We start from the raw sequence: 24215 nt of genomic DNA, 5'->3' as shown, positions 1-24215 counted from the left end.
ATAATCAAAGACCCGACGCCGTAATGAAACACCTGCTGAAACCCTGCCTGTTCAAACTGGGCCTGCTGATTCTCTGCTTCTCCCAACTCGCCCATGCCGACAGCCGCGAGCGGGAGCAGCTCAAGCGCTCGATCATCAAGATCTACACCACCGCCGCCGCCCCCGACTACTTCAACCCCTGGGCCCTGCTCAACGCCCAGCAACTGTCCGGCTCCGGCGCCGTGATCAAAGGTAAGCAAATCCTTACCAACGCCCACGTCATCGCCAACGGCAGCTTTATCCAGGTACAGCGCCACGGCGATGCGCAGAAGTTTCGCGCGCGGGTCAAATTCGTCTCCCACGACGCCGACCTCGCACTGCTCACCGTCGACGACGAAGCCTTCTTCGACGACACCCGCGCACTCACCTTTGGCAGCCTTCCCGAGCTGCAGGAAGAGGTCACCGTCTACGGCTACCCCATCGGCGGCAAATCCCTGTCCATCACTCGCGGCGTGCTATCCCGGGTGGAACACCAGTATTACGCCCACGCCGAAAGCTACCTGATGGCCGGCCAGATCGACGCCGCCATCAACCCCGGCAACAGCGGTGGCCCGGTGATCTCCAACGGCAAAATCGTCGGTGTCGCCATGCAGACCAACAACAGCAACGGCGCGGAAAACCTCGGTTACTTTGTTCCGCCGAGTGTCATTGACCATGTTCTGGAAGACGCCAAAGACGGTGTACACCAGGGCTTCCCGGAACTCGGCGCGGTAACCCAGAGCCTGGAGAGCCCCTCCATGAAGGCCGCCGCGGGTCTGGCGCCGGATCAGGAAGGTGCACTGGTGGTGCGGGTGTTTGAAGATGCCCCGGCAGCGCAGGTCTTGAAGCCCGGGGATGTACTGCTGCAGGTAGACGGTTTCGATATCGCCGCCGACCGCACCATCGAGTGGCGCGAGCACCAGCGCACCAACTACCACTACGCGGTGGACAAGTACCATGTTGGCGACCAGCTGCCGGTGCGCTTTGCCCGCGACGGCAAGATCTACAACGAAGAAATCACCATCGCCGCCACACCGCCCTCGCGCTCACTGGTACAGGGCGAAAAGTTCGATCAGCGCCCGCGCTACTACATCTATGGCGGCGTGGTGTTTGTGCCGCTGAATATGAACCTGATCAAGCGCTGGGGGGGCAACTGGCACTCCAAGGCACCGATCGAGTACCTCTACTCGCGCAATCAGTGGTCGAGCCCGGAGCAACGGGAGCTGGTAGTCGCGCTGAAAGTGTTGCCGGCACCGGTCAACCTGGGTTACCACGACTGGAAAAACTGGATCATCGAAACCGTGAATGGTGAGAAAATCCGCGACTTCCAGCAGTTTGCGCGGTTGATGGAAAGCAGCGAGCATGAATATATCGAACTGAAGGACGGCGCCGGCTACCGCATGGTGCTCGACGGCGCGGCAGCGCGGGAACAGCAACCGCTAATCCTGCAGACTTACCAGATTCCCGAGCGCCACTCTCTCGGGCTGTTTGGCACCCTGGCGGATGCCAATGACGATGGCGAAGTCGCTTCCGATGAAGCGGAGCTGGGCCAGGTTCAATAACAACAAGTACCGACAGATCAGATAGCAACTGGGGACGGGGACGCGATGAACTGGCGAGGCACTGGATTAATCCGGCTGACACGGGGCGTCATCCTGCTGGCCATGCTGGCAGGTCAGCAGGTATTGGCCGGCGAGCTATACCGCTGGGTCGACAAGGACGGCAAGGTGCACTTTGGCGACCGCCCGCCAGCCGCGGCCAAGGCAGAATCTCTGGACGGCCAGTTAAAGCCGGTCAACGGCGCCGACCCTACAAGGCGTCAGGATTTCCCCGAAACCCGCCGCAGCAACCAGATCGATCAGGAATACGCCGCGCGCAAGCAATCCGAGCAGGCCCAACTGTTGCGGCAGCAGCAGCTCGCCTGCCAGCGCGCTCGCAAGCAGCTTTCCATACTGCAGGGGCCGGTGTACTTCGTAGATGCGGAGGGCAAGGAATCGACCATCAGCGAGCGCCAGCGAGTGGCGGAGGCGCGCAAGCTGGAGGCGCAGATCCGTCAACTGTGTGGCTAGGCACCGCCTGTGCGGTTGTCCAGATCGCGCACTACCATGGAAGGCTATCGCATTTCCGCTGGGCAGCCCCTAAAATCGCCTCCCCCCGTACCCCACCCCATACTCCACCGATAGTCAGCGAGGCACACATCATGTCGGATCAGTTGGAACGCTTTATCTTCTCCAAGCACGATATCCGTGGTCAGCTGGTCACGCTTACCGATGCCTACCGGGAAGTACTGACGCAAAACCAGCTGCCGCTGCCGGTACAGAAACTATTGGGCGAATTCCTCGCCGCTTCCTGCCTGCTCGCCACCACGCTCAAGTTCGAAGGCATGCTGATGCTGCAGGCCCGCGGCGAGGGCGATGTGCCCCTACTGGTGGCCGAGTGTACCCATCAAAGTGACGTGCGCGGCCTGGCGCGTGTGGCCGACGGTGCCGAGATCAAGGAAGGCGCCACCCTGCGCGAGCTGGTGGGCAACCGCGGTGCGCTGGTGATTACCGTGGATCCGCAGGACGGCGAGCGCTACCAGGGCATTGTGCCGCTGGAGAAGGATACCCTCGCAGAGTGCCTGGAGGACTACTTTACCCAGTCCGAACAACTGCAAACCCGCTTCTGGATCGAGTCCAGTGCCGATACGGTGGGCGGGATCATGCTGCAGGTACTGCCGGGAAACAACGCGGCGACTGCCGTGGAGAATGAAGATGCCTGGGAGACCGGGGTGCAGCTGGCTTCGACGGTCACCGCCGAGGAGCTGCACAACCTGCCCCATGACGAGCTGCTGTTCCGCCTGTTCCACCAGATGGAGCCGGCGAGCCTGGGCACCGCGAATATCCGCTTCAAGTGCAGCTGCTCTGCGGAGCGCAGTGCGCGGGCGCTTATTGCGATGGGACCGGAGGATGTCTACCAGTTGCTGGAAGAGCAGGGCGGCGAGATTACCGCGGACTGCCAGTTCTGCAATCAGACCTACCGCTTCGATCGCGACAAGGTCGAAGAGCTGTTTAACGCCCCGCCACATACTCTGCACTGAATCTAAAACGCGCCAAACGGCGCGTTTTTTGTGCCCGCCGGTCCAGCCAAACGGCAACCGTCTCGGATAATCCGACTGTAGTAAAAACTACAGAACACCCAATATTCCCCAAAATTATGAAGTAAAAAAACTACATCATAATTTTGAATAAATTTCCGCGAAAAAATTCCCATATAACCCCATTTTTGCTCAAACTTTATACACACATTCCTGTGATCGGGATTTGAAGTTTGTAATAATGCGCGCGCCAGCAGCCTGGGGCGCCAGTTTTATCGCGGCTCCATCTCGCATCTGTTTAGCAACTCCGGGCGGCACCCCCTACTATTTATTTCAGTGATACAACTTTCATGGGTAATAAGCGAATGGCACAGCAAAACGAGTCGGTGCAGGCGTTCTCCAACCTTTCCGCGGCACAACTGGTCGAACAGGCGCTGCAGCGCGGTGAAGGTCACCTCACTCACACCGGTGCACTTCTGGCGGTAACCGGCGCGCGCACCGGTCGTTCTCCTGCGGACCGTTTCGTGGTGGAAGAACCGTCCACCGCCGACAGCATCGAATGGGGCAACGTAAACCGTCCTTTCCCCGCGGAAAAATTCGACGCTCTGTGGAGCCGCGTTGAAGATTTCGTGGCCAGCCACGACCGCTTCGAGCAGCAACTGCACGTGGGCCAGGATGAAGACCACTATATCCCCGTGAAAGTCACTACCCAGACCGCCTGGCATAACCTGTTCGGTCGCAACATGTTTATCCGCGCAGAAAAGTACAACCCCAAGGGCAAGGAAGAGTGGCGCATCCTGCACGCGGCCAACTTCGAGTGTGACCCGTCCCGCGACGGCACCAACTCCGAGGGCTGCGTGATCATCAACTTTGCCCAGCGCAAGGTGCTGCTGGCGGGCATGCGCTACGCCGGTGAGATGAAGAAGGCCATGTTCTCTGTGCAGAACTTCCTGCTGCCGGAAAAAGACGTGATGCCGATGCACTGCGCGGCTAACGTGGGCGAAGACGGCGATGTATGCCTGTTCTTCGGCCTGTCCGGCACCGGCAAGACCACCCTGTCTGCGGACCCGGATCGCTACCTGATCGGCGATGACGAGCACGGTTGGGCCAAGGGCGGTGTGTTCAATATGGAAGGCGGCTGCTACGCCAAGACCATCAACCTGAGCCAGAAGAACGAACCGGTGATCTGGGATGCCATCCGCTTCGGTGCCATCGTGGAAAACGTGGTAACCGATGACGCCGGGGTACCGGACTACGACGACACCAGCCTCACCGAGAATGGCCGCTGCTCCTACCCGCTGGAGCACGTGGAAATGCGCCAGCTGGAAAACCGCGCTGGCGAGCCGAAAAATGTGATCTTCCTGACCTGCGATGTCACCGGCGTTCTGCCACCGGTTTCCGTCCTGTCCAAGGAAGCGGCCGCTTACCATTTCCTGTCCGGCTACACCGCCCGCGTGGGCTCCACCGAGCTGGGCGCGGAAGCGGGCATCCACCCGACCTTCTCCACCTGCTTCGGCGCACCGTTTATGCCGCGTGCACCGCGCGAATACGCGGACCTGCTGATGAAGCGCATCGAGGACTTCGGCTCCAAGGTGTACCTGGTCAATACCGGCTGGACTGGCGGCTCTGGCGGCTCTTCTCAACATCAGGGCAAGCGCTTCCCGATCCCGGTTACCCGCGCGGTGGTTGCGGCGATCCAGAGCGGCGCTTTGGAAGGCGCCCAGACCGAGAAGCTGGACACCATGAACCTGGAAATCCCCACCGAAGTACCGGGTGTGGATAAGTCCTACCTGAATCCGCGCAACGCCTGGGCGGATCAGGATGCCTACGACGCGGCCGCCAAAAAACTGGCCGGCCTGTTTGCCGAGAACATCGAGAAGTTCGCGGTAAGCGACAGCATCAAAGGCGCCGGCCCCAAGGCATAACTGCCGGCCAGAGTGTTTGATCCACGGCGGTGTCGCGACCGCCCCCCAGTAAAAGGCGATCTTCGGATCGCCTTTTTTTGTGCCTGACATACCGATACCAGCAGCCTGAGTAGAGACGGCTATAGTCAATAAAGGATCAGTTTTTACGGGCGAGCGGCTAGCGCACATGCCATCGGGCAATCCATTTTCCAAGGCAAAACGTCAGTACGATCATCTGCCACCGGACCAGCAAACCAACTGGTGGGTAGTGGCGGGGGTTGTCGGCTTGCTGCTGGTGCTGCTAGTGGCGCTGTGGTTGTATCTGCAGTACAAGGCCGCAGAAAAGCCCTACTACGAACTCAAGGGCTATCGGGTCGCCACCCACGCTACTCTCAATCAGTTTCTGCGCCAGGGGCGCAACCGGCGTGAATTCGGGAAGCTGGCACGCTTCCTCAAACAGGCGGGCGTCGCCGACGCCACAGAGCCCGAAAACCTGTTGCGCCAGGGTTCTGATTGGCTGGATATCAACGAGCCTCCCTTCGCTATTCCACCCGAGGAATACTGGCCGAATATGGTCGCCACCCTGAAGCTGATCCGCGACGAACTGGTGCCCGCCATCGGTCCGGTGGACATTGTCTCCGCCTTTCGCAGCGATGAATACAACCGCAAGGCGGGTGGCTCCAAGAAAAGTAAGCACAAGACATTTTGCGGGGTGGACCTGGTGCCGCAATCAAATATCAGCCGCAAGGAATTGATTGAGGAGCTGCGCAGCCTGCACGCTCGTCTCGGACCCAAAAGCCATATGGGCCTCGGGATATACAGTGGTGTGCGATTTCACGTGGACACCTGCGGTTTCCGCCGCTGGTGATTATTTAATACCTTTGTCTGTTTAGTAGTAAGTCGATTCTATGGATATCAAAGAAAGTGAAGACCACGAATTTATTGACATCCATATCGAGCGACGGCGGGTCATCTGGATTGTCGCACTGGTTCTCGCTGCTTCACTGGTGCTGGTAGTGCTCACGGTTGAAAAGGTAAAGCAGCTGGCCGAGCGCATCGTCTCTCCGGTCGCCCATATCGAGCCGGAACCCGTCGACCCGGACGTCCCGCTGATCTACCGCATCAAAGGGTATACCGCAGCAACTCCGCTGGCGTTTGAGAAATTTCTCGACGAGGGGGACAACCGCGCGAAGTTTGAAAAGCTCGAACGCTTTCTGGAAATCAACCACGTAAATGAAGTGGTGCCGCCGTTTGAACTGATGCGCCAGGGCACCGACTGGCAAGAGATCGACGAGCCCCCCTTTGCCATTCCTCCGGAGGACACCTGGGAGACCATGGTGGATACCCTCAAGGTCTTAAAGGAATACATCATTCCGGCCATTGGCCCGGTTATCGTGCTGTCCGGCTGGCGCACCGCCGGTTACAACGCCAAGGCAGGCGGCGCGCGCACCAGTAAACATATGCACTTCTGTGGACTCGACATGATCCCGGAGGACGAATACACCCGTAAACAGCTGCTACCCAAATTGCGCCGTATTCACAAAAAGTACGGCCGCAAGTGGAACATGGGGTTGGGTATCTACAGCGGCATCCGCTTCCATGTGGATACCTGCGGCTATCGACGCTGGTAACCGCTGGCAAAGCGCCAGTCTATCTGTTTTCATTGCGCCTAGATTCTTTTGATAACAAGAAAGCAGGGACTCCCAGGTGCAGGAAAGACTGGAAAGACGCTCGTTCATATTTACCCTGGCGATGGTCACCGTGGCCTTTGCCTTTCTGCTCAAACCATTTTTTACCGCCATCTTCTGGGCCTGTGCGGTCGCGCTGATTTTTCATCCGCTGTACCGCTATCTGCTGAACCGCTTTCCTAAGTGGCCCAACCTCACCGCTTTGACCACGCTGATCCTGTGCATCGTGGTGGTGGTGATTCCGGTGCTGCTGGTGGCCAGTTCGTTTATCAGTGAAGTAGCCGCCCTGTATCAGAAGGTCCAGTCCGGTGAAGTCAATCTCGGCGCCAAAGTAGAACAGGTACGCCAGGCGTTTCCCGGTGTCAACGCCGCCCTCGAGCGCTTCGGGCTGGATTTCGATGGATTGAAAGAGCGCCTGCTGGGCGGACTGATGACCGCCGGCAGCCTGATCGCCAAAAACGCGCTTGCGCTGGGTCAGAACACCCTCAATTTTTTCGTCAGCCTCGGCCTGATGCTGTACCTCACCTTCTTCCTGATCCGCGACGGCAACTCACTGGTGGCGCTGCTGATTCGCGCCCTGCCACTGGGTGACGAACGTGAAAAACTGCTGCTGGCAAAATTCGCCGAAGTGACCCGCGCCACCATCAAGGGCAACCTGGTAGTGGCGGTAACTCAGGGCACTCTGGGCGGTCTGATTTTCTGGGTGCTCGGGCTGCCTGCGCCGCTGCTGTGGGGGGTGGTAATGACGGTGCTGTCACTGCTGCCGGCAGTGGGTGCCGCAATCATCTGGTTCCCCGCCGCGCTGTACCTCTACGCCACCGGTGACTCCGTCAAGGCAACCGTGCTGATGATCTACGGTGTCGCGGTAATCAGCCTGGTAGACAACATCTTGCGCCCGATCCTGGTAGGCCGCGACACCAAGTTACCGGACTATATTGTGCTGTTTTCCACCGTTGGCGGCCTGTTGATGTTTGGCATTAGCGGCTTTGCGATCGGGCCTCTGTTGGCCGCGCTGTTTATGGCGTTCTGGGAAATCTTTATGCGGGAGTTTATTGCCGAAGATGAGCCCTTGCTGCCTCCGGACGACGAGTCTGCACTGACACTGGATGAGCCGCAAAACCTCAGCGACAAACCAACCGGTTAGTCAGCGCAGGGCCTCCGACGCGCGCAGGATATCCCGCATTTCCGCCATGGGAGTCTGGTCGACGATGATCACTCCCTCCAGCGCGCGGTCCAGATCGGCAATTAAAAGAATCACGGTGCCGAAGGTCAGCCCCAGAGTCACCGCCAGCTGCACCGAGCCGCTGCGGCTGACGCCAAACTGGAAGCCAATCGCCAGCATCGCCAACCCGGTCAGAAAGTAGAGTGCCAGCCAGATGGGGCCGGGAATCCGATACTCCATCCCGATAACCACGCGTGCGTTGTGCGCATTAATGATATCGGTCACCGGATCTACAAACTGCCGCAAATACGCGCCCTGGTAACCCTCTGCCACGTGCGCCCGCACCTGCGCCCACAGCGCCTCGTGAATCACCACACTCCTGTCCAGCACCTTCTGCGGTACCCCCTCCCGTTTCGGGTCGAAGTACCGCAGCGTGGCGTATTCCAATAGCAAGTCCTGTGTTGCGCGCGCCGCCTGAGGCTTGAGAAAGTCGGCGTGCAGATACGCGGTGTGAATCGCATTGACCTCATCCAACAGTAACGCTTTGCGCTTGTTGTAACGGTCCGCGGTCATATTGAAGGTAAATGCGAGTAGAAAGGCCAGAAGCCCCAGTGTTGCGGTAACGGCACTGCCAATGGAAGGCTCTTTATCAGAACCCAACCGTCGGATATATCGCCGCCCCAGCGCCAGCCCCAGCCATAGGGCAGCGATCACCCAGAACACGGTAAAGAAGTAAACCGCTGGCAGAGGTATGGCGTGGAAGAAGTTGTCGGCTAACATCGGCTGACCCCAGAACTTTCACTAAGTCTGGTCCAGAATGCCATCGCCGACCATGGAGGGAATGCGGGCGCCGCCGGTGGCGCCCGGTCGCATCACGCTTTTTTGACGAACTCCGACTTGAGCTTCATGGGCCCGATACCATCGATTTTGCAGTCGATATCGTGATCGCCCTCCACCAGGCGAATGTTTTTTACTTTGGTACCCACTTTTACCACCGCGGACGAGCCCTTCACTTTCAGGTCCTTGATCACGGTAATGGTGTCGCCATCTGCCAGCGGATTGCCGTTGGCGTCCTTGATATTCAGCCCCTCCTCTTCCACCGGATCACCAGCGCTCCATTCGTGGCCACACTCGGGGCAAACGAACAGGTCGCGGTCTTCATAGGTATACGCGGATTGGCACTGGGGACAATTGGGCAGTTCACTCATGGTTCTGGACACTTAATGGTGGCAGCGGTGATAGGTTTGGCGGCACCCCTGGCTGGGCGCTGTCGCCAGGAATCAGGACCAAGTATAACCAAAACGGGCACCTGGTGGTGCCCGTTATAACCATTTTTCTATGAATGCTCAGTCGTCAGCCCCGTTCATACCCAATTCCTTGAGCTTGCGGGTCAGGGTATTGCGCCCCCAGCCCAACAGTTCCGCGGCGTCGCGCTTGCGACCGGCGGTATGCTTTAGGGCGATTTCGATCAGTGCACGCTCGAACGCGGGGACCGCTTCGCTGAGGATCTCCCGCTGACCGGTAGCCAGCGCCTGATCCGCCCACAATCGCAGGGCTTTCTGCCAGTCCTGGGGTGCTTCGCTGGTGGCGCCCTGCTGGTGGAGCTCGGGCGGCAGATCGTCGATGTGCACTTCGCGGCCGGAAGCCATGACGGTGATCCAGCGGCAGGTGTTTTCAAGCTGGCGCACGTTGCCGGGCCAATCCAGACCAGACAGATATTCTTCGGTTTCTTTGGTAAGAATTTTGGGCTCGACGCCCAGATCTTTGGCGGCGCTGTTGAAGAAGAATCGCACCAGGCGCGGGATGTCTTCGCGGCGATCTGCCAGGCGAGGGATGTGAATACGGATGACGTTGAGGCGGTGGAACAGGTCTTCGCGGAATTTGTGTTCTTCTACCAGGCGCTCCAGGTCCTGGTGGGTAGCGGCAATAATGCGGACATCGACTTTAACCGGGGTGTGGCCGCCCACCCGATAAAACTCCCCGTCTGCAAGCACCCTCAGCAGACGGGTCTGCGTCTCCGCGGGCATATCCCCGATTTCATCCAGAAATAGAGTACCGCCGTTGGCCTGCTCAAAACGGCCGGCGCGTTGAGCGCTGGCGCCGGTGAACGCGCCTTTTTCGTGACCGAACAGCTCGGACTCCATCAGGTCCCTGGGAATGGCAGCCATGTTCAGGGCAATAAACGGCTGGTTTTTACGCGGACTGTGGTTGTGCAACGCCGCTGCGACCAGTTCTTTACCGGTACCAGATTCGCCATTAATCAACACCGTAATATTGGAGTGCGACAGGCGACCGATCGCCCGGAACACCTCCTGCATCGCCGGCGCTTCACCGATGATTTCCTTGTTGCCGGTGCCGTTCTCGATTACTACCGGCTCTTCCGGCTGCTGCTCGTTGGCCAGCGCCAGAGCTCGGCGGGTAACCGCCACCGCTTCATCGACGTCGAATGGCTTGGGCAGATATTCAAAGGCACCACCCTGGTAGGCGGCGACCGCACTGTCGAGATCCGAGTGTGCGGTCATGATGATGATGGGCAGCGACGGGCGTTCCGCCTGGAAACGCTGAAGCAGCTTAAAGCCGTCGGAGCCCGGCATGCGAATATCGCTGATCACCACATCCGGTGATTCACTGTAGAAATCGTCCAGGGCGCGATCGCCGTTTTCATAACAGGTGGTATCGATCCCGGCGCGGGAAAGCGCGCGCTCCAGTACCCAGCGGATGGAGCGGTCGTCATCAATGATCCAAACGCGATTGTTCATAGTAATTTCCGGCCTGCGTTTTTAATTCAACTCGTTCTTTCGGTCTTCAACCTGCCCTGGTAAAAACGTCGCGGCTAGTCCGTGGCCAGCGGCAGATAAATCTGGAATTCGGTCTGTCCCGGCTGGCTCTCACATTTAATGAGCCCCCGGTGTTGGTTGATGATGTGCTGGGAAATAGAAAGTCCCAGCCCGGACCCTTCTGCTCGTCCGGAAATCATCGGATAAAAAATCCGCTCACGGATGTCTTCCGGAATCCCCGGGCCGTTATCGACGATGTCGATTCGGCACACCAGCGAACAGTGGCGGCGGCCAATGGTGAACTGGCGCTGCACCCGCGTGCGAATGGTCAGACTGCCCTCCGCCAGGCCAATATTTTCTTCGATGGCTTGCATGGCGTTGCGCGCGATATTCAATACCGCCTGGATCAATTGCTCGCTGTCTGCCGGAATATCCGGTATCGAGGGATCGTAATCCCGCTGGATAATCAGCTCGCCACTGCACTCGGCTTCCACCAATTGCGCGACGCGCTCGGTGATGGTGTGCACGTTCACCGGCTCCAGCCTTACTGGAATCCTTGGCCCCAACATGCGGTCCACCAGATTACGCAGCCGATCGGCTTCTTCGATGATGATCTGGGTGTACTCCCCAAGCCCTTCATCATCCAGCTCACTCAGCTCTCTTTGCAGTAACTGTGCCGCTCCGCGAATACCACCGAGGGGATTTTTGACTTCGTGCGCCATGCCACGCACCAGATTGCGGGTGGTCTCCTGCGCAGAGATCAGTGCATCCTCGCGCGCAATGCGCAGCAGGCGGTCCATCGACTGTACTTCCAGCAACAGCAGCCCCAATTCGGTAAGCGGGGTTACCGAGTAGTCGACGGTGCACTCTTCCAGGTTGTGCAAAAACCACAGGGCGCGACGCACGGTGTATTTCTCACCACTGGCCAGTGACGAGCGCAGCGCCTGCAGGGCCGCGGGGTTTTCCCGTACCACCTCCTCGAGGGGCTGGCCACAGGCGCGGGCGCTGGACGCCGCCACCAGGTCTTCCGCGGCGGAGTTCAGATAGCAGAGGGACAGGTTTTCATCGAGCACCAAAACGGCCGAGGTGAGGTTGTCCAACAGCAGGCGCAACTGGCGGTCATTGAGCATTCGCGGTTCCGAAGTAATTCACATGTCCGGTTCGCTTAATGGCAGTGCAAGAAGCAAACCAAAATGGCGCAAAAAATCGGGCCCATATGAAGATTTACGAGCCACTGGCGGCTGCAGCCAATATCGATCGCACCATTATTGTGCGCAGAGCAAAAAATGGCCAGCGCCGAAGCACATTGTGGGGCGTGGGTACGGGCGAGTGAGTCAGTGCGGGGCGCAACTGCAAACCGAGAACAAACCGAGAAAGAATGAAGCCCCCGCTGCGGACGCTGGCGAGGGCTGTGTCGGAGGGGCAGGTATTGTGCCTGCCTCAGCGCGGCTGGGGCTTGATTGGCTTCGCCACTCCGGGGGCCTGCGGCAAGCGCGGCATCTGTGGGGCCTGCTCGGCGGGGAAGTCCGGCACCTGACCGCCGGGGCGCTTAACGTGTACCTGGATGGTCTGGGACTGCGCCAGGGGCTCGCCGCTGGCACCGAGCAATACTGCCTGGATGGTGTGAGTGCCGCGTTCCAGCGCCGATATATCCAGGCTGGTACCGGAGGAGCTGCCGGACCAGCGCTGGCCATCAATGACCGCAAAAAACTGATATCCGTCCCGCGGTACCGGGTTCAGCGCCACTTCGAGCACAATAAAGCGCTGCCCCGGGGGAATAGTCGCATCGTTGGCTGGGCTGACAATGGCAAAATTCACCGGCCCCAGTTCGGCGCGCTCACGCTCTGCTTCACTGCGCGGCGACAGTTTGCGCGTGGGGAGACCCTCCCCGGGGGTGGCCGGCTGGACATTGATAGGGCCGATTTCCACTTTTTCGGCCTTTTCTCCAGCGGGAGGGTTGTCGCTGAATGTCACGCGCCCATCGGGGCCGACAATCTTGTAGACGGCGCTACCGGAGGAATTCCCCTGGGCGGCGGATTTGTCGTCACTGTGCTCCTGGGCCAAACCCGGCATTGCCAGTAGTGCAAGCCAGAGTATGGACAACTGCGCGGTGGATCTGATCATGGGCGCTCCCGCAATCTTCTTTGCAACATTCCGTTCTCTAAAGGCTAGTGTACTCGCGAACGATATAACCGCATAAATACTCCAGCCATATACCACCGAGTTCGGCGCATAAAAAAAGCCCACACCTGTCGGTATGGGCTTTCTCGTCATCTTTGCACCTTCTCATCGGCCCTTCAAAAGAACCGGCGGGGGCGCAGAGATGATACCTGCTAATTGGCAGGACTTACATTAGCAAGAGTAGTAAAGCTCGAACTCAACCGGGTGCGTGGTCATCTGCAGACGCTGTACTTCTTCTTTCTTCAGTTCGATGTAGGCGTCGATGGCGTCGTCAGTGAATACACCACCTTCGGTCAGGAAGGCGCGGTCCTGATCCAGTGCTTCCAGGGCCTGATCCAGGCTGGCAGCAACGGTCGGGTACTCGGCCAGCTCTTCCGCCGGCAGGTCGTACAGGTCTTTGTCTGCAGCGTCGCCAGGGTGGATCTTGTTCTTCACGCCGTCGAGGCCAGCCATCAGCAGTGCAGCGAAGGCCAGGTACGGGTTGGCGGTCGGATCCGGGAAGCGGGTCTCGATACGCTTGCCTTTCGGGCTCGGCACGAACGGGATACGGATGGACGCAGAGCGGTTACGCGCGGAGTAGGCCAGGATTACCGGCGCTTCGAAGCCCGGAACCAGACGCTTGTAGGAGTTGGTAGACGCGTTACAGATCGCGTTCAGGGCGCGTGCGTGCTTGATGATACCGCCGATGTAGAACAGGGCAGTTTCAGACAGGCCAGCGTAGGCGTCGCCCGCGAACTGGTTTACGCCGTCCTTGCTGAAGGACTGGTGTACGTGCATACCGGAACCGTTGTCACCGACCAGCGGCTTGGGCATGAAGGTGGCGGTTTTGCCGTAAGCGTGCGCTACGTTGTGTACCGCGTACTTCAGGATCTGAACTTCGTCAGCCTTTTTGGTCAGGGTGTTGGCGCCAACGCCGATTTCACACTGGCCAGCGGTACCCACTTCGTGGTGGTGTACTTCGATCTCCAGGCCCATGGCTTCCATGGCGGAACACATGGCGGCACGGATGTCGTGCAGGGAGTCGACCGGCGGAACCGGGAAGTAGCCGCCCTTAACGCCCGGGCGGTGACCCATGTTGCCTTCTGCGAAAGAGGCGCCGGAAGACCAGGCCGCTTCTTCAGAGTTGATTTTGTAGAAGGCGCCGCCCATTTCGGCACCCCAGGTGATGTCGTCGAATACGAAGAACTCGGGCTCCGGGCCCATCAGCACGGTGTCGCCCAGACCGGTGGACTTCAGGTATTCCTCGGCGCGCAGTGCGATGGAACGCGGGTCGCGCTCGTAGCCCTGACCGGTGATCGGGTCAACGATGTTACAGCGAATGATCACGGTCGCTTCGTCGGTGAACGGGTCAATGAACGAAGTTTCGTCATCCGGCATCAGGATCATGTCGGATTCGTTGATGCCCTTCCAGCCAGCGATGGAAGAACCATCGAACATCTTGCCTTCTTCGAAGAACTCACCGTCAACTTCCTTAGACGGAATGGAAACGTGTTGTTCCTTACCTTTGGTATCGGTGAAGCGCAGGTCTACCCATTTGGCTTCGCTCTCTTTGATCAGGTCGAGCGTCTTTGACATTACAGTCCTCCAAGAATGAAAAGTTATGTTCGCGCCGATTCGCTTTATCTTGTGGCAACAGTAAAAGCAAAGAGTGTGCCAAATTGGGGCAAACCGGTAACAATGTGATTCGGGTCGTTGGAAATGGCCACCCGCGGGAGCAATCGGGTGCAAATCAACCAACCAGCACGTTATTTCAAGCGCCAGCACTCCCTCTCAGGTCACGATAGTCCCAATAATGGTGCCCTCAAACCTCTATTTGCACTATTTTGGGGCCAGAAAGTCACGAGAAGCACCAACTTGGTGCCGCGAGCAAATTCCTTATTGCGAGTTTATAATTCGCCACCTTTTCCGGGAAGCCACCAAATCCGCTCCCGGCCTCAAATTCAACCGCGGTTCCGGCACACCTCTATGCACTTCGTCGTCAAATTTTTCCCAGAGATCACCATCAAGAGCAACCCCGTGCGCAAGCGCATGTCGCGACAGCTCGCCGATAACCTGCGCAAGCTGATGCGCCAGCTGGATGACCGTATCAAGGTGCAGAAGGACTGGGAAAAGATCGACGTCATTGCGCCGGACGCAGTATCCCACCTTTCCGACCGTATCGAAGAGGTACTGGCGCACACCCCGGGAATCGCCAACTTTGCACGGGTGCAGCAGTTCCCGCTGGGCGACCTGGATGACATCTATCAGAAGACCCTGGCGATCTGGGGTCCGCAACTGGCTGGCAAGACGTTCTGCGTGCGGGTGAAACGCACCGGCAAACACGAATTCCAGTCCCTCGACGTGGAACAGTATGTGGGCGGCGGCCTGAATATGAATACCCAAGCCGCCGGGGTAAAACTGAAAAACCCGGACATCACCGTCAAACTGGAAGTCCGCCACGACAAGCTGAACGTGATCGAGGAACTGCACCAGGGCCTCGGCGGCTTCCCGCTTGGCACCCAGGACCCGGTGCTGTCACTGGTGTCCGGCGGCTTCGATTCCACCGTCGCCAGTTACCTGACCATGAAACGCGGCATCCGCACCCACTTTCTGTTTTTCAACCTCGGCGGCCGCCAGCACGAACTGGGGGTAAAAGAAGTGGCCTTCTACCTGTGGAATAAGTACGGCGCCTCACACCGGGTGCGCTTTGTTACCGTGCCGTTTGATGAAGTGGTGGCGGAGATTCTGGAACAGGTGGACGATTCCTATATGGGGGTCACCCTCAAGCGCATGATGTTGCGCGCCGCCACCGCCGTGGCCAAAGAACTGGAAGTGGACGCAGTGGTAACCGGCGAAGCCATCGCCCAGGTCTCCAGCCAGACCCTGAAAAACCTGTCGGTAATCGACAGCGTCACCGACACCCTGGTACTGCGTCCGCTGATCACCTCCGACAAAACCGACATCATTCGCACCGCGCGGGAAATCGGTACCGAGGAGTTTGCCGCGAATATGCCGGAGTACTGCGGGGTGATTTCGGTAAAACCCACCACCCGCGCAAAAATGGAAAAGATCGAACACGAGGAAACCCGCTTCGACTTCACCGTCCTCGACCGCGCCATCGGCAACCGGGTGATGCAGAATATCGATCAGGTGATGGACGACCTCGGCGAGGATGCACCGCCGGTGGATATTTTCAGCGAGCCCGGCGATGCCATCATCATCGACATCCGCCATCCCACCGAAGAAGAAGTGAACCCGTTGGAGCTGGAAAATGCAGAAGTGGAAACCATCCCCTTCTATCGTCTCAGCACCGCCTTCCAGAAACTGGATAAGGAAAAGCAGTACCTGTTGTACTGCGCGCGCGGGGTAATGAGCCAGTTACATGCTTCGCATCTGCTGGATGAGGGTTATCGGAATGTGGGGGTTTTTCGGCCGCAGAAGCTCAAGAAGTAGGTCGTGCATATTCCAAACGCAAAAAATGCGCCACTTGAAAGACCGCTCCCTACAACAACCAGGCACGTACAATCACAAACTGCTGCAGACAAACAATTCACCCTGCCTCAATTTATTTTGTCAGCTGTTTCTTTCTAATGCTGCATAGAGTCGTGCACTATTAGCTTAGATAAAAACCAGAGGGAATTGACATGCCACAAGCACGACCGCAGTACTATATAAATCCATTTTTGCAAAATATTGATAACGTTCTTGCAACGAGTCTCACCAAATACAGGTTGAAAACCAATTGCACAACTGTAGATACCACAGCGTGGCACTGTCTTAACAACGTGGAGAGGGAGGCAACAGTCCTGATCAGTGGGCACGGTGCGCAAGCTGGCTTTAACCAACCTGTCAGTGGAATTAGCAATGGCCTGCGTGGTGAGCAACGGATTTATTGCAGCCCCGCTCAGCTCGCAAACTGGCTGCATAGTTTCTGGGCCCTGCCTGTATCTCACGTGAAAATTCGCTTGCTGGGATGTGAACTGAACCATGTCGCTCAACAGTTGGCGATAGAACTCGGTCATTTGGGTTATGTAGACATTGTGGTGGGAGGGTATATTGACTCTGTGATATATGATGGATTCGACGCGCAAACCGGTCGGGGCTCTGCATACTCTTTGGTTGACCTAAACACTGATAAAAAACTTTTTCACAAATCTGCGCTAGCGGCAGCAGGAGTAGAGCGGTTAGAGTGGTACAACGCAAAAGGTAAAAAAGTGACCAAACCCTTTTTCGATAAAAGATTCACCGTATAGAGTTTTCAACAATACCCGGCCTAGTGACCTCGTAAACAGGAGGCCTGTACAGCCCCCATGGTTTATTTTCCTTTACGCCTCACAGTGCAGGGCATGTATACCGCCCTTACATATAATGCAAAAAGGACTAAAGATGTTCAGCCACATCATGCTCGGCGCCAACGATATCCAGGAATCCAAAGCCTTTTACGATGCCATCCTCGGCGAGCTCGGCTACAAGCCCGGTGTTATCGATCAAAAAGGCCGCTGCTTTTACTTCACCGACACCGGGGTATTTGCGATTACCAAACCCATCGACGGCCAACCGGCGAGCTGTGGCAATGGCAGTACCATCGGCTTTGCGGTGGAGAGCCCGGAACAGGCCGACCGCTGGCACGCAACCGGTCTCGCCAACGGCGGCGCTCCCTGCGAGGACCCGCCCGGGGTACGTGAGGGCGGCGGCTTGAAGCTGTATCTGGCCTACCTGCGTGACCCGGCGGGCAACAAAATCTGTGCGATGCGCCGCCTGTAAAGTCTGAATTCCACGGATAAGTGCACCGGTTTACCCGCTTCAAACCGCCTTTCCAGCCGGGCCAGGGCCCGGCAGCCCTCAAAACCGCACAAATTTCCGCCAATCCGACTCCCAATTGCCACACTTCACCTCTATAATGCGCGCGCTTTGGCCGGATAGCCGCTGTTTTACCTCTCAGCCCAGCCCCCGCCTGACCTAATTCTCTGGTGCGACCCACTGGTCGCACCCAATCACGCATTACGCCCAGAGGCCCCCAGTGATAGACAATCTTCGCAATATCGCGATCATCGCCCACGTTGACCACGGCAAGACCACCCTGGTGGACAAGCTGCTGCAGCAGTCCGGCACCCTCGACCGCCGCAGCGCCGACTCCGAGCGCGTGATGGACTCCAACGATCAGGAAAAAGAGCGCGGTATTACCATCCTCGCCAAGAACACCGCGATCCGCTGGAACGACTACCGCATCAACATCGTGGACACCCCCGGGCACGCCGACTTCGGCGGTGAGGTAGAGCGCGTACTGTCCATGGTGGACTCTGTACTGCTGCTGGTGGACGCGGTAGACGGCCCCATGCCGCAGACCCGCTTCGTCACCTCCAAGGCCTTCGAGCAGGGCCTGAACCCGATCGTGGTCATCAACAAGATCGACCGTCCGGGCGCCCGTCCGGACTGGGTAATGGACCAGGTGTTCGACCTGTTCGACAGCCTCGGCGCTACCGAAGAGCAGCTGGACTTCCCGGTGATCTACGCCTCCGCCCTGAACGGCATCGCCGGTCTGGACGAAACCGATATGGCGGACGACATGACTCCGCTGTTCCAGATGATCGTCGACAAGGTCAAGCCGCCGCAGGTGGACAGCGACGGTCCTTTCCAGATGCAGGTTTCCGCACTGGACTACAACAGCTACGTGGGCGTGATCGGTGTTGGCCGTATCACCCGCGGCACCCTGAAGCCGAACCAGCAGGTAGTGATCCTCGACCGCGACGAAAAGTCGCGCAAGGCGAAGGTCCTGCAGGTCATGGGTTACCTCGGCCTGGAACGCGTGGAAGTGGAACAGGCCAGCGCCGGCGACATCGTGTGTATCACCGGTGTGGGCGAGCTGAACATTTCCGATACCCTGTGCCACCCGGACCACCCGGAAGCACTGCCGGCACTGTCTGTGGACGAGCCCACCGTGAGCATGACCTTCCAGGTGAACGATTCCCCGTTCGCCGGTAAAGAAGGTAAGTACGTGACCTCGCGCAACATCAAGGACCGCCTGGACCAGGAGCTGATCCACAACGTGGCACTGCGTGTGGAGCAGGGCGATTCCCCGGACAAGTTCAAGGTATCCGGCCGCGGTGAACTGCACCTGTCGGTGCTGATCGAATCCATGCGCCGCGAAGGCTTCGAGCTGGGTGTATCCCGCCCGGAAGTGGTACAGAAAGAAGTCGACGGCGAGATCCACGAGCCCTACGAGCAGGTGGTGATCGACGTTGAAGAGCAGCACCAGGGTCCGATTATGGAAGAGCTGGGTCTGCGCAAGGCCGACCTCACCAATATGGAACCGGACGGCAAGGGCCGCGTGCGCCTGACCTTTATCGTGCCCTCTCGCGGCATGATCGGTTTCCGCAACCAGTTCCTGACCATTACCAGCGGCTCCGGCATCATGACCAGCATCTTCGACCACTACGGTCCGGTGAAGCTGGGTGATGTGGCCAAGCGCATCAACGGTGTACTGGTGTCCATGACCAAGGGCAAAACCCTGGCCTACGGCCTGTTCGCCCTGCAAGACCGCGGCCGCCTGTTTATGGGCCACGGTGAGGAAGTGTACGAAGGCCAGGTCATCGGTATTCACTCCCGCGGTAACGACCTGGTGGTAAACCCCACCAAGGCCAAGCAGCTCACCAACGTGCGCGCTTCCGGTACCGACGACGCGCTGACCCTGTCACCGCCCATCCGCCACACCCTGGAGCAGGCACTGGAATTCATCGAAGACGATGAGCTGGTGGAAGTGACTCCGGAAAGCATCCGGATTCGCAAAAAGATCCTGCAGGAAAATATGCGCAAGCGCGCGAAGAAGTAATTCTTCGCAATCAAATAAAAAACGGGGCCATTGGCCCCGTTTTTTATTTGCCGCCAATGTATTTTAAATTCCACATTCCCGCTTATTCCCCACGCAGTACCTGAATAGGGAATGGACACTTCGCGACCATCTGATAGTTTCCCGCCGAAAAGTATCGCTAGATATATAAATTTGGGGAACGCATGTTCATTCGCAATTGCCTTGTTCTACTCCTGTTGGTCCTGACGCTGCCCGCCTGTGATCGCGGGCTGAACTTCGACAGCCGCCGGTATCTGCCTCCACCGACATCCGACTCTTCTCCGGAAGCACCTGATGACGGCGAGGAAGACGCAGCGGAAGACGACGAGGAAGACCAACAGGAAGGAGAGGGCGATCAGGAAGAAGCCCCTGGAGAAGAACAGAAGGAGGATCCGGTCGAGGAGGATATCCCGCCGTCCACGCCGGCGAATCTGATCAAGCTCACCGCCAGTGGCGCCCCCTTACAAACCCAGACCGAGCCCTGGAGTGATACCGGCAGTGAAACGGAAGGCACTCAATGGGCCTGTATTGAAGACCGCGAAAGCGGGCTGGTGTGGGAGGTAAAGCGCCCCGGCTCTGGCCATCACCATGCCGCCGACAGCAGTTTCAGCTGGTTCGACCCAGAAAGTGATACCAACAGTGATGCCAACGGCCAGGGGCAGTGCTACGTCGACGGAACTCTCACCAGTGGTGCCGACTGCAACAGCCGCGCATTCGTAGATCGCGTTCGCGCGGAAGGGCTGTGTGGCCGCAGCAACTGGCGGGTTCCCAGTGCGGATGAACTGCACACTCTGGTGGAGCAACAGGCCGCAGGACAATACCACCACACAGGTATCGGGGTATTCCCCAGCGTGGAGGCCAAAGGAGGCACCCCCTATTGGAGCGCCGACAGCGCCGACGCACAGACCGCCTGGGCTCTGGACTTTGCCAGTGGCGAGGCCGTCGCGACAGTCCCATCGACCGCATTGAACCTGCGGCTGGTCAGTACGAATCAGGTTCCCCAGGCAAACGCCCAACGGGTGGACCGTGCGGTGGAAGAAATTCCCAGCACCGATGCCGGTGATCAGTACGTTGTCAGCGTCACCCTTACCGGAGAAGACCCCGAAAGCGACGAACTAACCTACTCACTGGCCACCGCACCAACAAATGGTGTACTTGTTGGCGATCCACCCCATCTTGAGTATCGCGCCGCACTCGACTTTACCGGAGAAGACGAGTTTACCTTTACCGTCAGCGACAACTACCAGACCTCCGCGCCCGCCACCGTAACCATCGCGATAGCGCCCGGAGTCAGCAGCGATCCGGTAAACCCCACCGCGCTGACACCGGAGCAGCTCAGCGGCGACAAACCTCAGTCTTTTATCCTCAAGGACCTCAAACCCGACGATGGTCAGGTAAACGGATACTGGCAGATCGCGCTGCCGCAGAACAACGATCTTATGCGCGACCTGTATTACACCGTGCGGCTTCACGGTTCGCGCTCTGATCAGCCTTCCCCATTCCGCTTGGGACTTTTTGAATCACCAGAGTTTGCCGGCGCGCCAGTTTACGAGGTTACCGCCTCCGGAGAACTGCAGCTGAAAGCCGCACACCACAGCGAAAAAAACCTGTACCTAAGCATTTTCGCAGATGTCGATACACCTGCACCGGTGTATTTTGAAATTAACGGTTCCCGTCATCTTCAGGAAAATACCCTGCATCAATACTGTGAGAAATTCGAGCACCCTGAGCTTTTGCCCGATGAACTGTGCAATGGGGATACGACGTGGGAAATCAGTTGCGACGACGATTCCTGTAGCGCGGTCAATTACTCGGAGTCGGTAGATCTCAAGTTCGAGTGCGCCTATCGAGACTCGCCAGAACCCGGGCAGGTTATGCGCTGCCACGCCTACGAAGCTTCCAGTAATGAATTCCTGTATGAGATATGCCCGGCACCCCATGATTGCCTGATCCCTCCTGAGGATCCGCAGGATCCAGATCCCGTCGACCCCGAAGACCCTATAGCTCCGGGAGAGGCACACCTGGTGAAGCTTGGCGCCGACGGTTTACCACTGGCAGTGCAAAACCTCGCCTGGAGTGACTCGGGCAGTGAAGCCGACGGCAGCCAGTGGGCCTGTGTGCAAGACACCACTACCGGTCTGGTCTGGGAGGTCAAACAGCCCGGCGTTGAAGAGGGGCTACACGCTGTCGCGAGCACCTTCAGCTGGCACAATCCAGACAGTGAAACCCTGAGCAAGGGCACAGGTGTAGGGCAATGCAATGTAGACGGGAACTTGACCGGCGGATCCGACTGCAACACCCGCGCTTTTGCCGAGCGCACCCAAGAGGAAAACCTGTGTGGTTTAAACGACTGGCGTGTTCCAGGTAAGGATGAACTGGCAACTCTGTTCAGCCAGGATGACAATGGCAGCGGCCAGCATATTGGTGCGTCCAAATTTCCCGGGCTAAACGAGGTGCCCGGATCGCAGTACTGGAGCAATGACGGCGGCGACAAATGGCACGCCCAGGCATTGGACTTTAGCACCGGACAGGCCGTACTCAGGAAAACCCACGAAGCCCTGAAACTCCGCCTTGTCAGCGGCAATCAGGCACCGGTAGCAATTCATCAACACTTAGGCACGACGCCAATCGACGAATACTTTGGTTTTGGTCAGCTGGATATAACCCTCACCGGTAAAGATCCCGAGGGTAACGAGCTGACCTATACCGTGGTTTCTGACCCGCAACGTGGAGAACTGAAGGGCACTCCACCGAATCTGGAATATTCCTACCGTGGACAAAGTGGTGAGGACAGCTTCAGTTTTACAGTAAGTGATGGCCACTACACCTCAGAGCCGGCTACAGTGAGGATCAGTATTGGGGCGATGATCAGCACTAACCCGGCGACCCCAACACCGGTCGACCTCAGTGAACTGGTTACAGGCTCACCCGTACTTGCGGGACCACCTGTTCAGCCCTTCCTGCTGGAAGACATCATTGCCAACGACGGTCAGGTACAGGGCTACCTGAGTATCCGGGTGCCAGCGAACCCCATTCTCAAGCAGGACCTCCGGTTTCTACTGACAGCGCAAAATATCCGTTCAGAATACGCCACCCACTACACCTTCGATCTGTTCACCGAAGCTGACTTTTCAGGCGCTCCGCTAACACAGGCCACCGCCAGCGACGGAGCATCTTTCGAAGCGGCAATCCGCGAGGAAAAAACGCTGTATGTCCGACTGCGGGCAAGCTTCGACGAAAAGGGACCTGTTTATCTAGAGCTGGCAGGCAGTAGTGAGGCGCAGAAAAATCGGCTAGATCACTACTGTCGTGAATATGAGTATCCAGAATTGGTCCCCTACAATCTGTGCAACTGGGAGTTTGGCTGGGATATCGGATGTGATGAAGAGCGATGTATTGCGGTCAACAGCGCCCCGGAGGTCGACCTTAAATACGAGTGCGATTACCGGTTCGCCAGTCTCGACTCGGAAATCATGCGTTGTCGTGCTTACACAAGTTCAACGGGTAGATTCCTGCACGAAATATGCCCGGAGCCACACCGCTGCCTAAGAACATTTCCCGATCCGCCCGACACGGTGCCTCCAATCACTATTCCAGATCCAATCGAGATTACCTTTAATACGCCGGGCATCGTGGTTGAAGTGCCCCAAACTCCGGCCTACGGCGTCAATCTTGATTGGCCACGATTACGTCGCGTGATTGAAAGCCCCACCAGCCAGCAGATAATCAATGATTTTCTGGCAAGTTTTCACAACAGTTTGGAATCTGGCGCCGCCGAAACTCCCGAACTTGGGCCGCTGTTGGAATATATCGATGCACCGCTCGGCTCAGAAGAGCCTCCCGCTGAAATTTTTACACAATTGATAGAAGACACCCGCAGCGGAAGTGAAATTGCAGGTGCCATTCTGCTGGCCACCATGAATAACCTGATGTTTGAGCTTGCCAAACAGGATCACACCGCGCTAAACAATGACGAAATCTGGCTACTGACCATCCTTATGGCGCATATCAATGATCGTCGGGCGCTGCTGGTAACTACCGGCGAACAGAAACTGGAGGAATATTTCAACAATATTAACTGCATCAGTTTTAGTTGCCTGTTTACCACCGCAGGCTTTCCCGATGTCATTCTGACATCCATTTCTGAAACAGATGCCGATCTCGCCGCACTGGGAACCGCTGGGGGAACGGCGGTAATCACTGGCGCCGGCACCTATTTCGCCGCTACATCCTCCGCGGTACTGGCTGTGGTCCTTCCCCATGGTGGCGCAGCAATTGCCAGCGGGGCCGCGATTGCAACGGCCGCCAGCCTGGCAGCGTTACCGGTCGCGGTTATCGGTATCGCCGTGATTTCCACCGTCATGACGGTTTCAAATTTCATGGAAGCGAATGACAACAGGGCGGCCTACGACACCTTCATTTCAGAAAACCTCGAGCGCTTCGAAACCGTGGAGACCTTTACCAGCACCGAACATAGCGACCGTGTTCAGGGTGAAATTCTGAATGCCTCCATTAAAATGATTGACGAAATGTTCCGATAAACCCAACCTGTTCCCTGTGCTAAATTAGCCGGCTGACTCTCC

General features: G+C 57.8%; 18 protein-coding genes. 12 read left to right on the top strand and 6 right to left on the bottom strand.

The window, feature by feature from the left end; genetic code table 11:
• Nucleotides 1-23 precede the first annotated feature (23 nt).
• From ACYX4K_RS16060 to ACYX4K_RS16030, 7 genes are all read left to right on the top strand, one after another.
• Nucleotides 24-1580 carry a S1C family serine protease gene (locus tag ACYX4K_RS16060; protein WP_475091144.1) on the top strand — a complete coding sequence of 519 codons (1557 nt, stop codon included), beginning with the start codon at nt 24-26 and terminating at the stop codon, nt 1578-1580.
• A 45-nt stretch (nt 1581-1625) separates the two neighbouring features.
• The gene (locus ACYX4K_RS16055) at nt 1626-2087 is read left to right on the top strand and encodes a DUF4124 domain-containing protein (protein WP_475091145.1); all 462 of its coding nucleotides are present in this window, start codon (nt 1626-1628) and stop codon (nt 2085-2087) included.
• Between the two features lie 131 nt (nt 2088-2218).
• Nucleotides 2219-3097, top strand: a complete 879-nt coding sequence (gene hslO, locus ACYX4K_RS16050; RefSeq protein WP_475091146.1) for an Hsp33 family molecular chaperone HslO — start codon at nt 2219-2221, stop codon at nt 3095-3097.
• A 362-nt stretch (nt 3098-3459) separates the two neighbouring features.
• Complete coding sequence (locus tag ACYX4K_RS16045) at nt 3460-5019, top strand: phosphoenolpyruvate carboxykinase (protein ID WP_475091147.1); 1560 nt, start codon at nt 3460-3462, stop codon at nt 5017-5019.
• Nucleotides 5020-5185: 166 nt separating this feature from the next.
• Nucleotides 5186-5866, top strand: a complete 681-nt coding sequence (locus ACYX4K_RS16040) for a D-Ala-D-Ala carboxypeptidase family metallohydrolase (RefSeq protein WP_475091148.1) — start codon at nt 5186-5188, stop codon at nt 5864-5866.
• Nucleotides 5867-5906: 40 nt separating this feature from the next.
• Complete coding sequence (locus tag ACYX4K_RS16035; RefSeq protein ID WP_475091149.1) at nt 5907-6629, top strand: D-Ala-D-Ala carboxypeptidase family metallohydrolase; 723 nt, start codon at nt 5907-5909, stop codon at nt 6627-6629.
• 76 nt (nt 6630-6705) lie between these two features.
• Complete coding sequence (locus tag ACYX4K_RS16030) at nt 6706-7830, top strand: AI-2E family transporter (protein ID WP_475091150.1); 1125 nt, start codon at nt 6706-6708, stop codon at nt 7828-7830.
• Here the strand turns inward: ACYX4K_RS16030 and ACYX4K_RS16025 are convergent, their stop codons facing one another.
• From ACYX4K_RS16025 to glnA, 6 genes are all read right to left on the bottom strand, one after another.
• Nucleotides 7831-8628: a bestrophin-like domain gene (locus ACYX4K_RS16025; protein ID WP_475091151.1), complete on the bottom strand. Its 798-nt coding sequence runs from the start codon at nt 8626-8628 to the stop codon at nt 7831-7833. It lies immediately after the preceding gene.
• Between the two features lie 92 nt (nt 8629-8720).
• Nucleotides 8721-9056 carry a zinc ribbon domain-containing protein YjdM gene (locus ACYX4K_RS16020; RefSeq protein WP_475091152.1) on the bottom strand — a complete coding sequence of 112 codons (336 nt, stop codon included), beginning with the start codon at nt 9054-9056 and terminating at the stop codon, nt 8721-8723.
• Nucleotides 9057-9194: 138 nt separating this feature from the next.
• Complete coding sequence (gene glnG / locus ACYX4K_RS16015; protein ID WP_475093902.1) at nt 9195-10613, bottom strand: nitrogen regulation protein NR(I); 1419 nt, start codon at nt 10611-10613, stop codon at nt 9195-9197.
• 68 nt (nt 10614-10681) lie between these two features.
• Complete coding sequence (glnL, locus tag ACYX4K_RS16010; protein ID WP_475091153.1) at nt 10682-11755, bottom strand: nitrogen regulation protein NR(II); 1074 nt, start codon at nt 11753-11755, stop codon at nt 10682-10684.
• A 310-nt stretch (nt 11756-12065) separates the two neighbouring features.
• Complete coding sequence (locus ACYX4K_RS16005) at nt 12066-12749, bottom strand: DUF4124 domain-containing protein (RefSeq protein ID WP_475091154.1); 684 nt, start codon at nt 12747-12749, stop codon at nt 12066-12068.
• A 228-nt stretch (nt 12750-12977) separates the two neighbouring features.
• Nucleotides 12978-14381, bottom strand: coding sequence for a glutamate--ammonia ligase (glnA, locus tag ACYX4K_RS16000; protein ID WP_475119913.1), 1404 nt, complete (start codon nt 14379-14381; stop codon nt 12978-12980).
• A 390-nt stretch (nt 14382-14771) separates the two neighbouring features.
• On the opposite strand from glnA, the gene thiI reads away from it, so the two are divergent.
• The 5 genes from thiI to ACYX4K_RS15975 all read left to right on the top strand — a co-directional run bounded on the left by thiI (nt 14772) and on the right by ACYX4K_RS15975 (nt 24173).
• Complete coding sequence (gene thiI, locus ACYX4K_RS15995) at nt 14772-16238, top strand: tRNA uracil 4-sulfurtransferase ThiI (protein ID WP_475091156.1); 1467 nt, start codon at nt 14772-14774, stop codon at nt 16236-16238.
• Nucleotides 16239-16429: 191 nt separating this feature from the next.
• Nucleotides 16430-17038, top strand: a complete 609-nt coding sequence (locus ACYX4K_RS15990) for a hypothetical protein (RefSeq protein ID WP_475091157.1) — start codon at nt 16430-16432, stop codon at nt 17036-17038.
• Nucleotides 17039-17171: 133 nt separating this feature from the next.
• The gene (locus ACYX4K_RS15985) at nt 17172-17549 is read left to right on the top strand and encodes a VOC family protein (protein WP_475091158.1); all 378 of its coding nucleotides are present in this window, start codon (nt 17172-17174) and stop codon (nt 17547-17549) included.
• Nucleotides 17550-17805: 256 nt separating this feature from the next.
• Nucleotides 17806-19614, top strand: coding sequence for a translational GTPase TypA (gene typA, locus ACYX4K_RS15980; RefSeq protein ID WP_475091159.1), 1809 nt, complete (start codon nt 17806-17808; stop codon nt 19612-19614).
• A 182-nt stretch (nt 19615-19796) separates the two neighbouring features.
• On the top strand, nt 19797-24173 hold the full coding sequence (locus ACYX4K_RS15975) for an Lcl domain-containing protein (protein WP_475091160.1): 4377 nt from the start codon (nt 19797-19799) through the stop codon (nt 24171-24173).
• The last annotated feature ends 42 nt before the right edge of the window (nt 24174-24215 follow it).

Source organism: Microbulbifer sp. ABF4_107, from assembly GCF_056312215.1.
This window is presented reverse-complemented; position numbering and strand designations above follow the sequence as displayed.

What these genes read in the sequence shown, in the direction of transcription:
- thiI (WP_475091156.1), top strand. Translation starts at nt 14,772, where the DNA reads ATGCACTTCGTCGTCAAATTTTTCCCAGAGATCACCATCAAGAGCAAC.
- ACYX4K_RS16040 (WP_475091148.1), top strand. Translation starts at nt 5,186, where the DNA reads ATGCCATCGGGCAATCCATTTTCCAAGGCAAAACGTCAGTACGATCAT.
- ACYX4K_RS15985 (WP_475091158.1), top strand. Translation starts at nt 17,172, where the DNA reads ATGTTCAGCCACATCATGCTCGGCGCCAACGATATCCAGGAATCCAAA.
- glnL (WP_475091153.1), bottom strand. Translation starts at nt 11,755, where the DNA reads ATGCTCAATGACCGCCAGTTGCGCCTGCTGTTGGACAACCTCACCTCG.
- ACYX4K_RS16025 (WP_475091151.1), bottom strand. Translation starts at nt 8,628, where the DNA reads ATGTTAGCCGACAACTTCTTCCACGCCATACCTCTGCCAGCGGTTTAC.
- ACYX4K_RS16045 (WP_475091147.1), top strand. Translation starts at nt 3,460, where the DNA reads ATGGCACAGCAAAACGAGTCGGTGCAGGCGTTCTCCAACCTTTCCGCG.
- ACYX4K_RS16005 (WP_475091154.1), bottom strand. Translation starts at nt 12,749, where the DNA reads ATGATCAGATCCACCGCGCAGTTGTCCATACTCTGGCTTGCACTACTG.
- ACYX4K_RS16035 (WP_475091149.1), top strand. Translation starts at nt 5,907, where the DNA reads ATGGATATCAAAGAAAGTGAAGACCACGAATTTATTGACATCCATATC.
- ACYX4K_RS16020 (WP_475091152.1), bottom strand. Translation starts at nt 9,056, where the DNA reads ATGAGTGAACTGCCCAATTGTCCCCAGTGCCAATCCGCGTATACCTAT.
- glnA (WP_475119913.1), bottom strand. Translation starts at nt 14,381, where the DNA reads ATGTCAAAGACGCTCGACCTGATCAAAGAGAGCGAAGCCAAATGGGTA.
- ACYX4K_RS15975 (WP_475091160.1), top strand. Translation starts at nt 19,797, where the DNA reads ATGTTCATTCGCAATTGCCTTGTTCTACTCCTGTTGGTCCTGACGCTG.
- ACYX4K_RS15990 (WP_475091157.1), top strand. Translation starts at nt 16,430, where the DNA reads ATGCCACAAGCACGACCGCAGTACTATATAAATCCATTTTTGCAAAAT.
- ACYX4K_RS16060 (WP_475091144.1), top strand. Translation starts at nt 24, where the DNA reads ATGAAACACCTGCTGAAACCCTGCCTGTTCAAACTGGGCCTGCTGATT.
- hslO (WP_475091146.1), top strand. Translation starts at nt 2,219, where the DNA reads ATGTCGGATCAGTTGGAACGCTTTATCTTCTCCAAGCACGATATCCGT.
- ACYX4K_RS16055 (WP_475091145.1), top strand. Translation starts at nt 1,626, where the DNA reads ATGAACTGGCGAGGCACTGGATTAATCCGGCTGACACGGGGCGTCATC.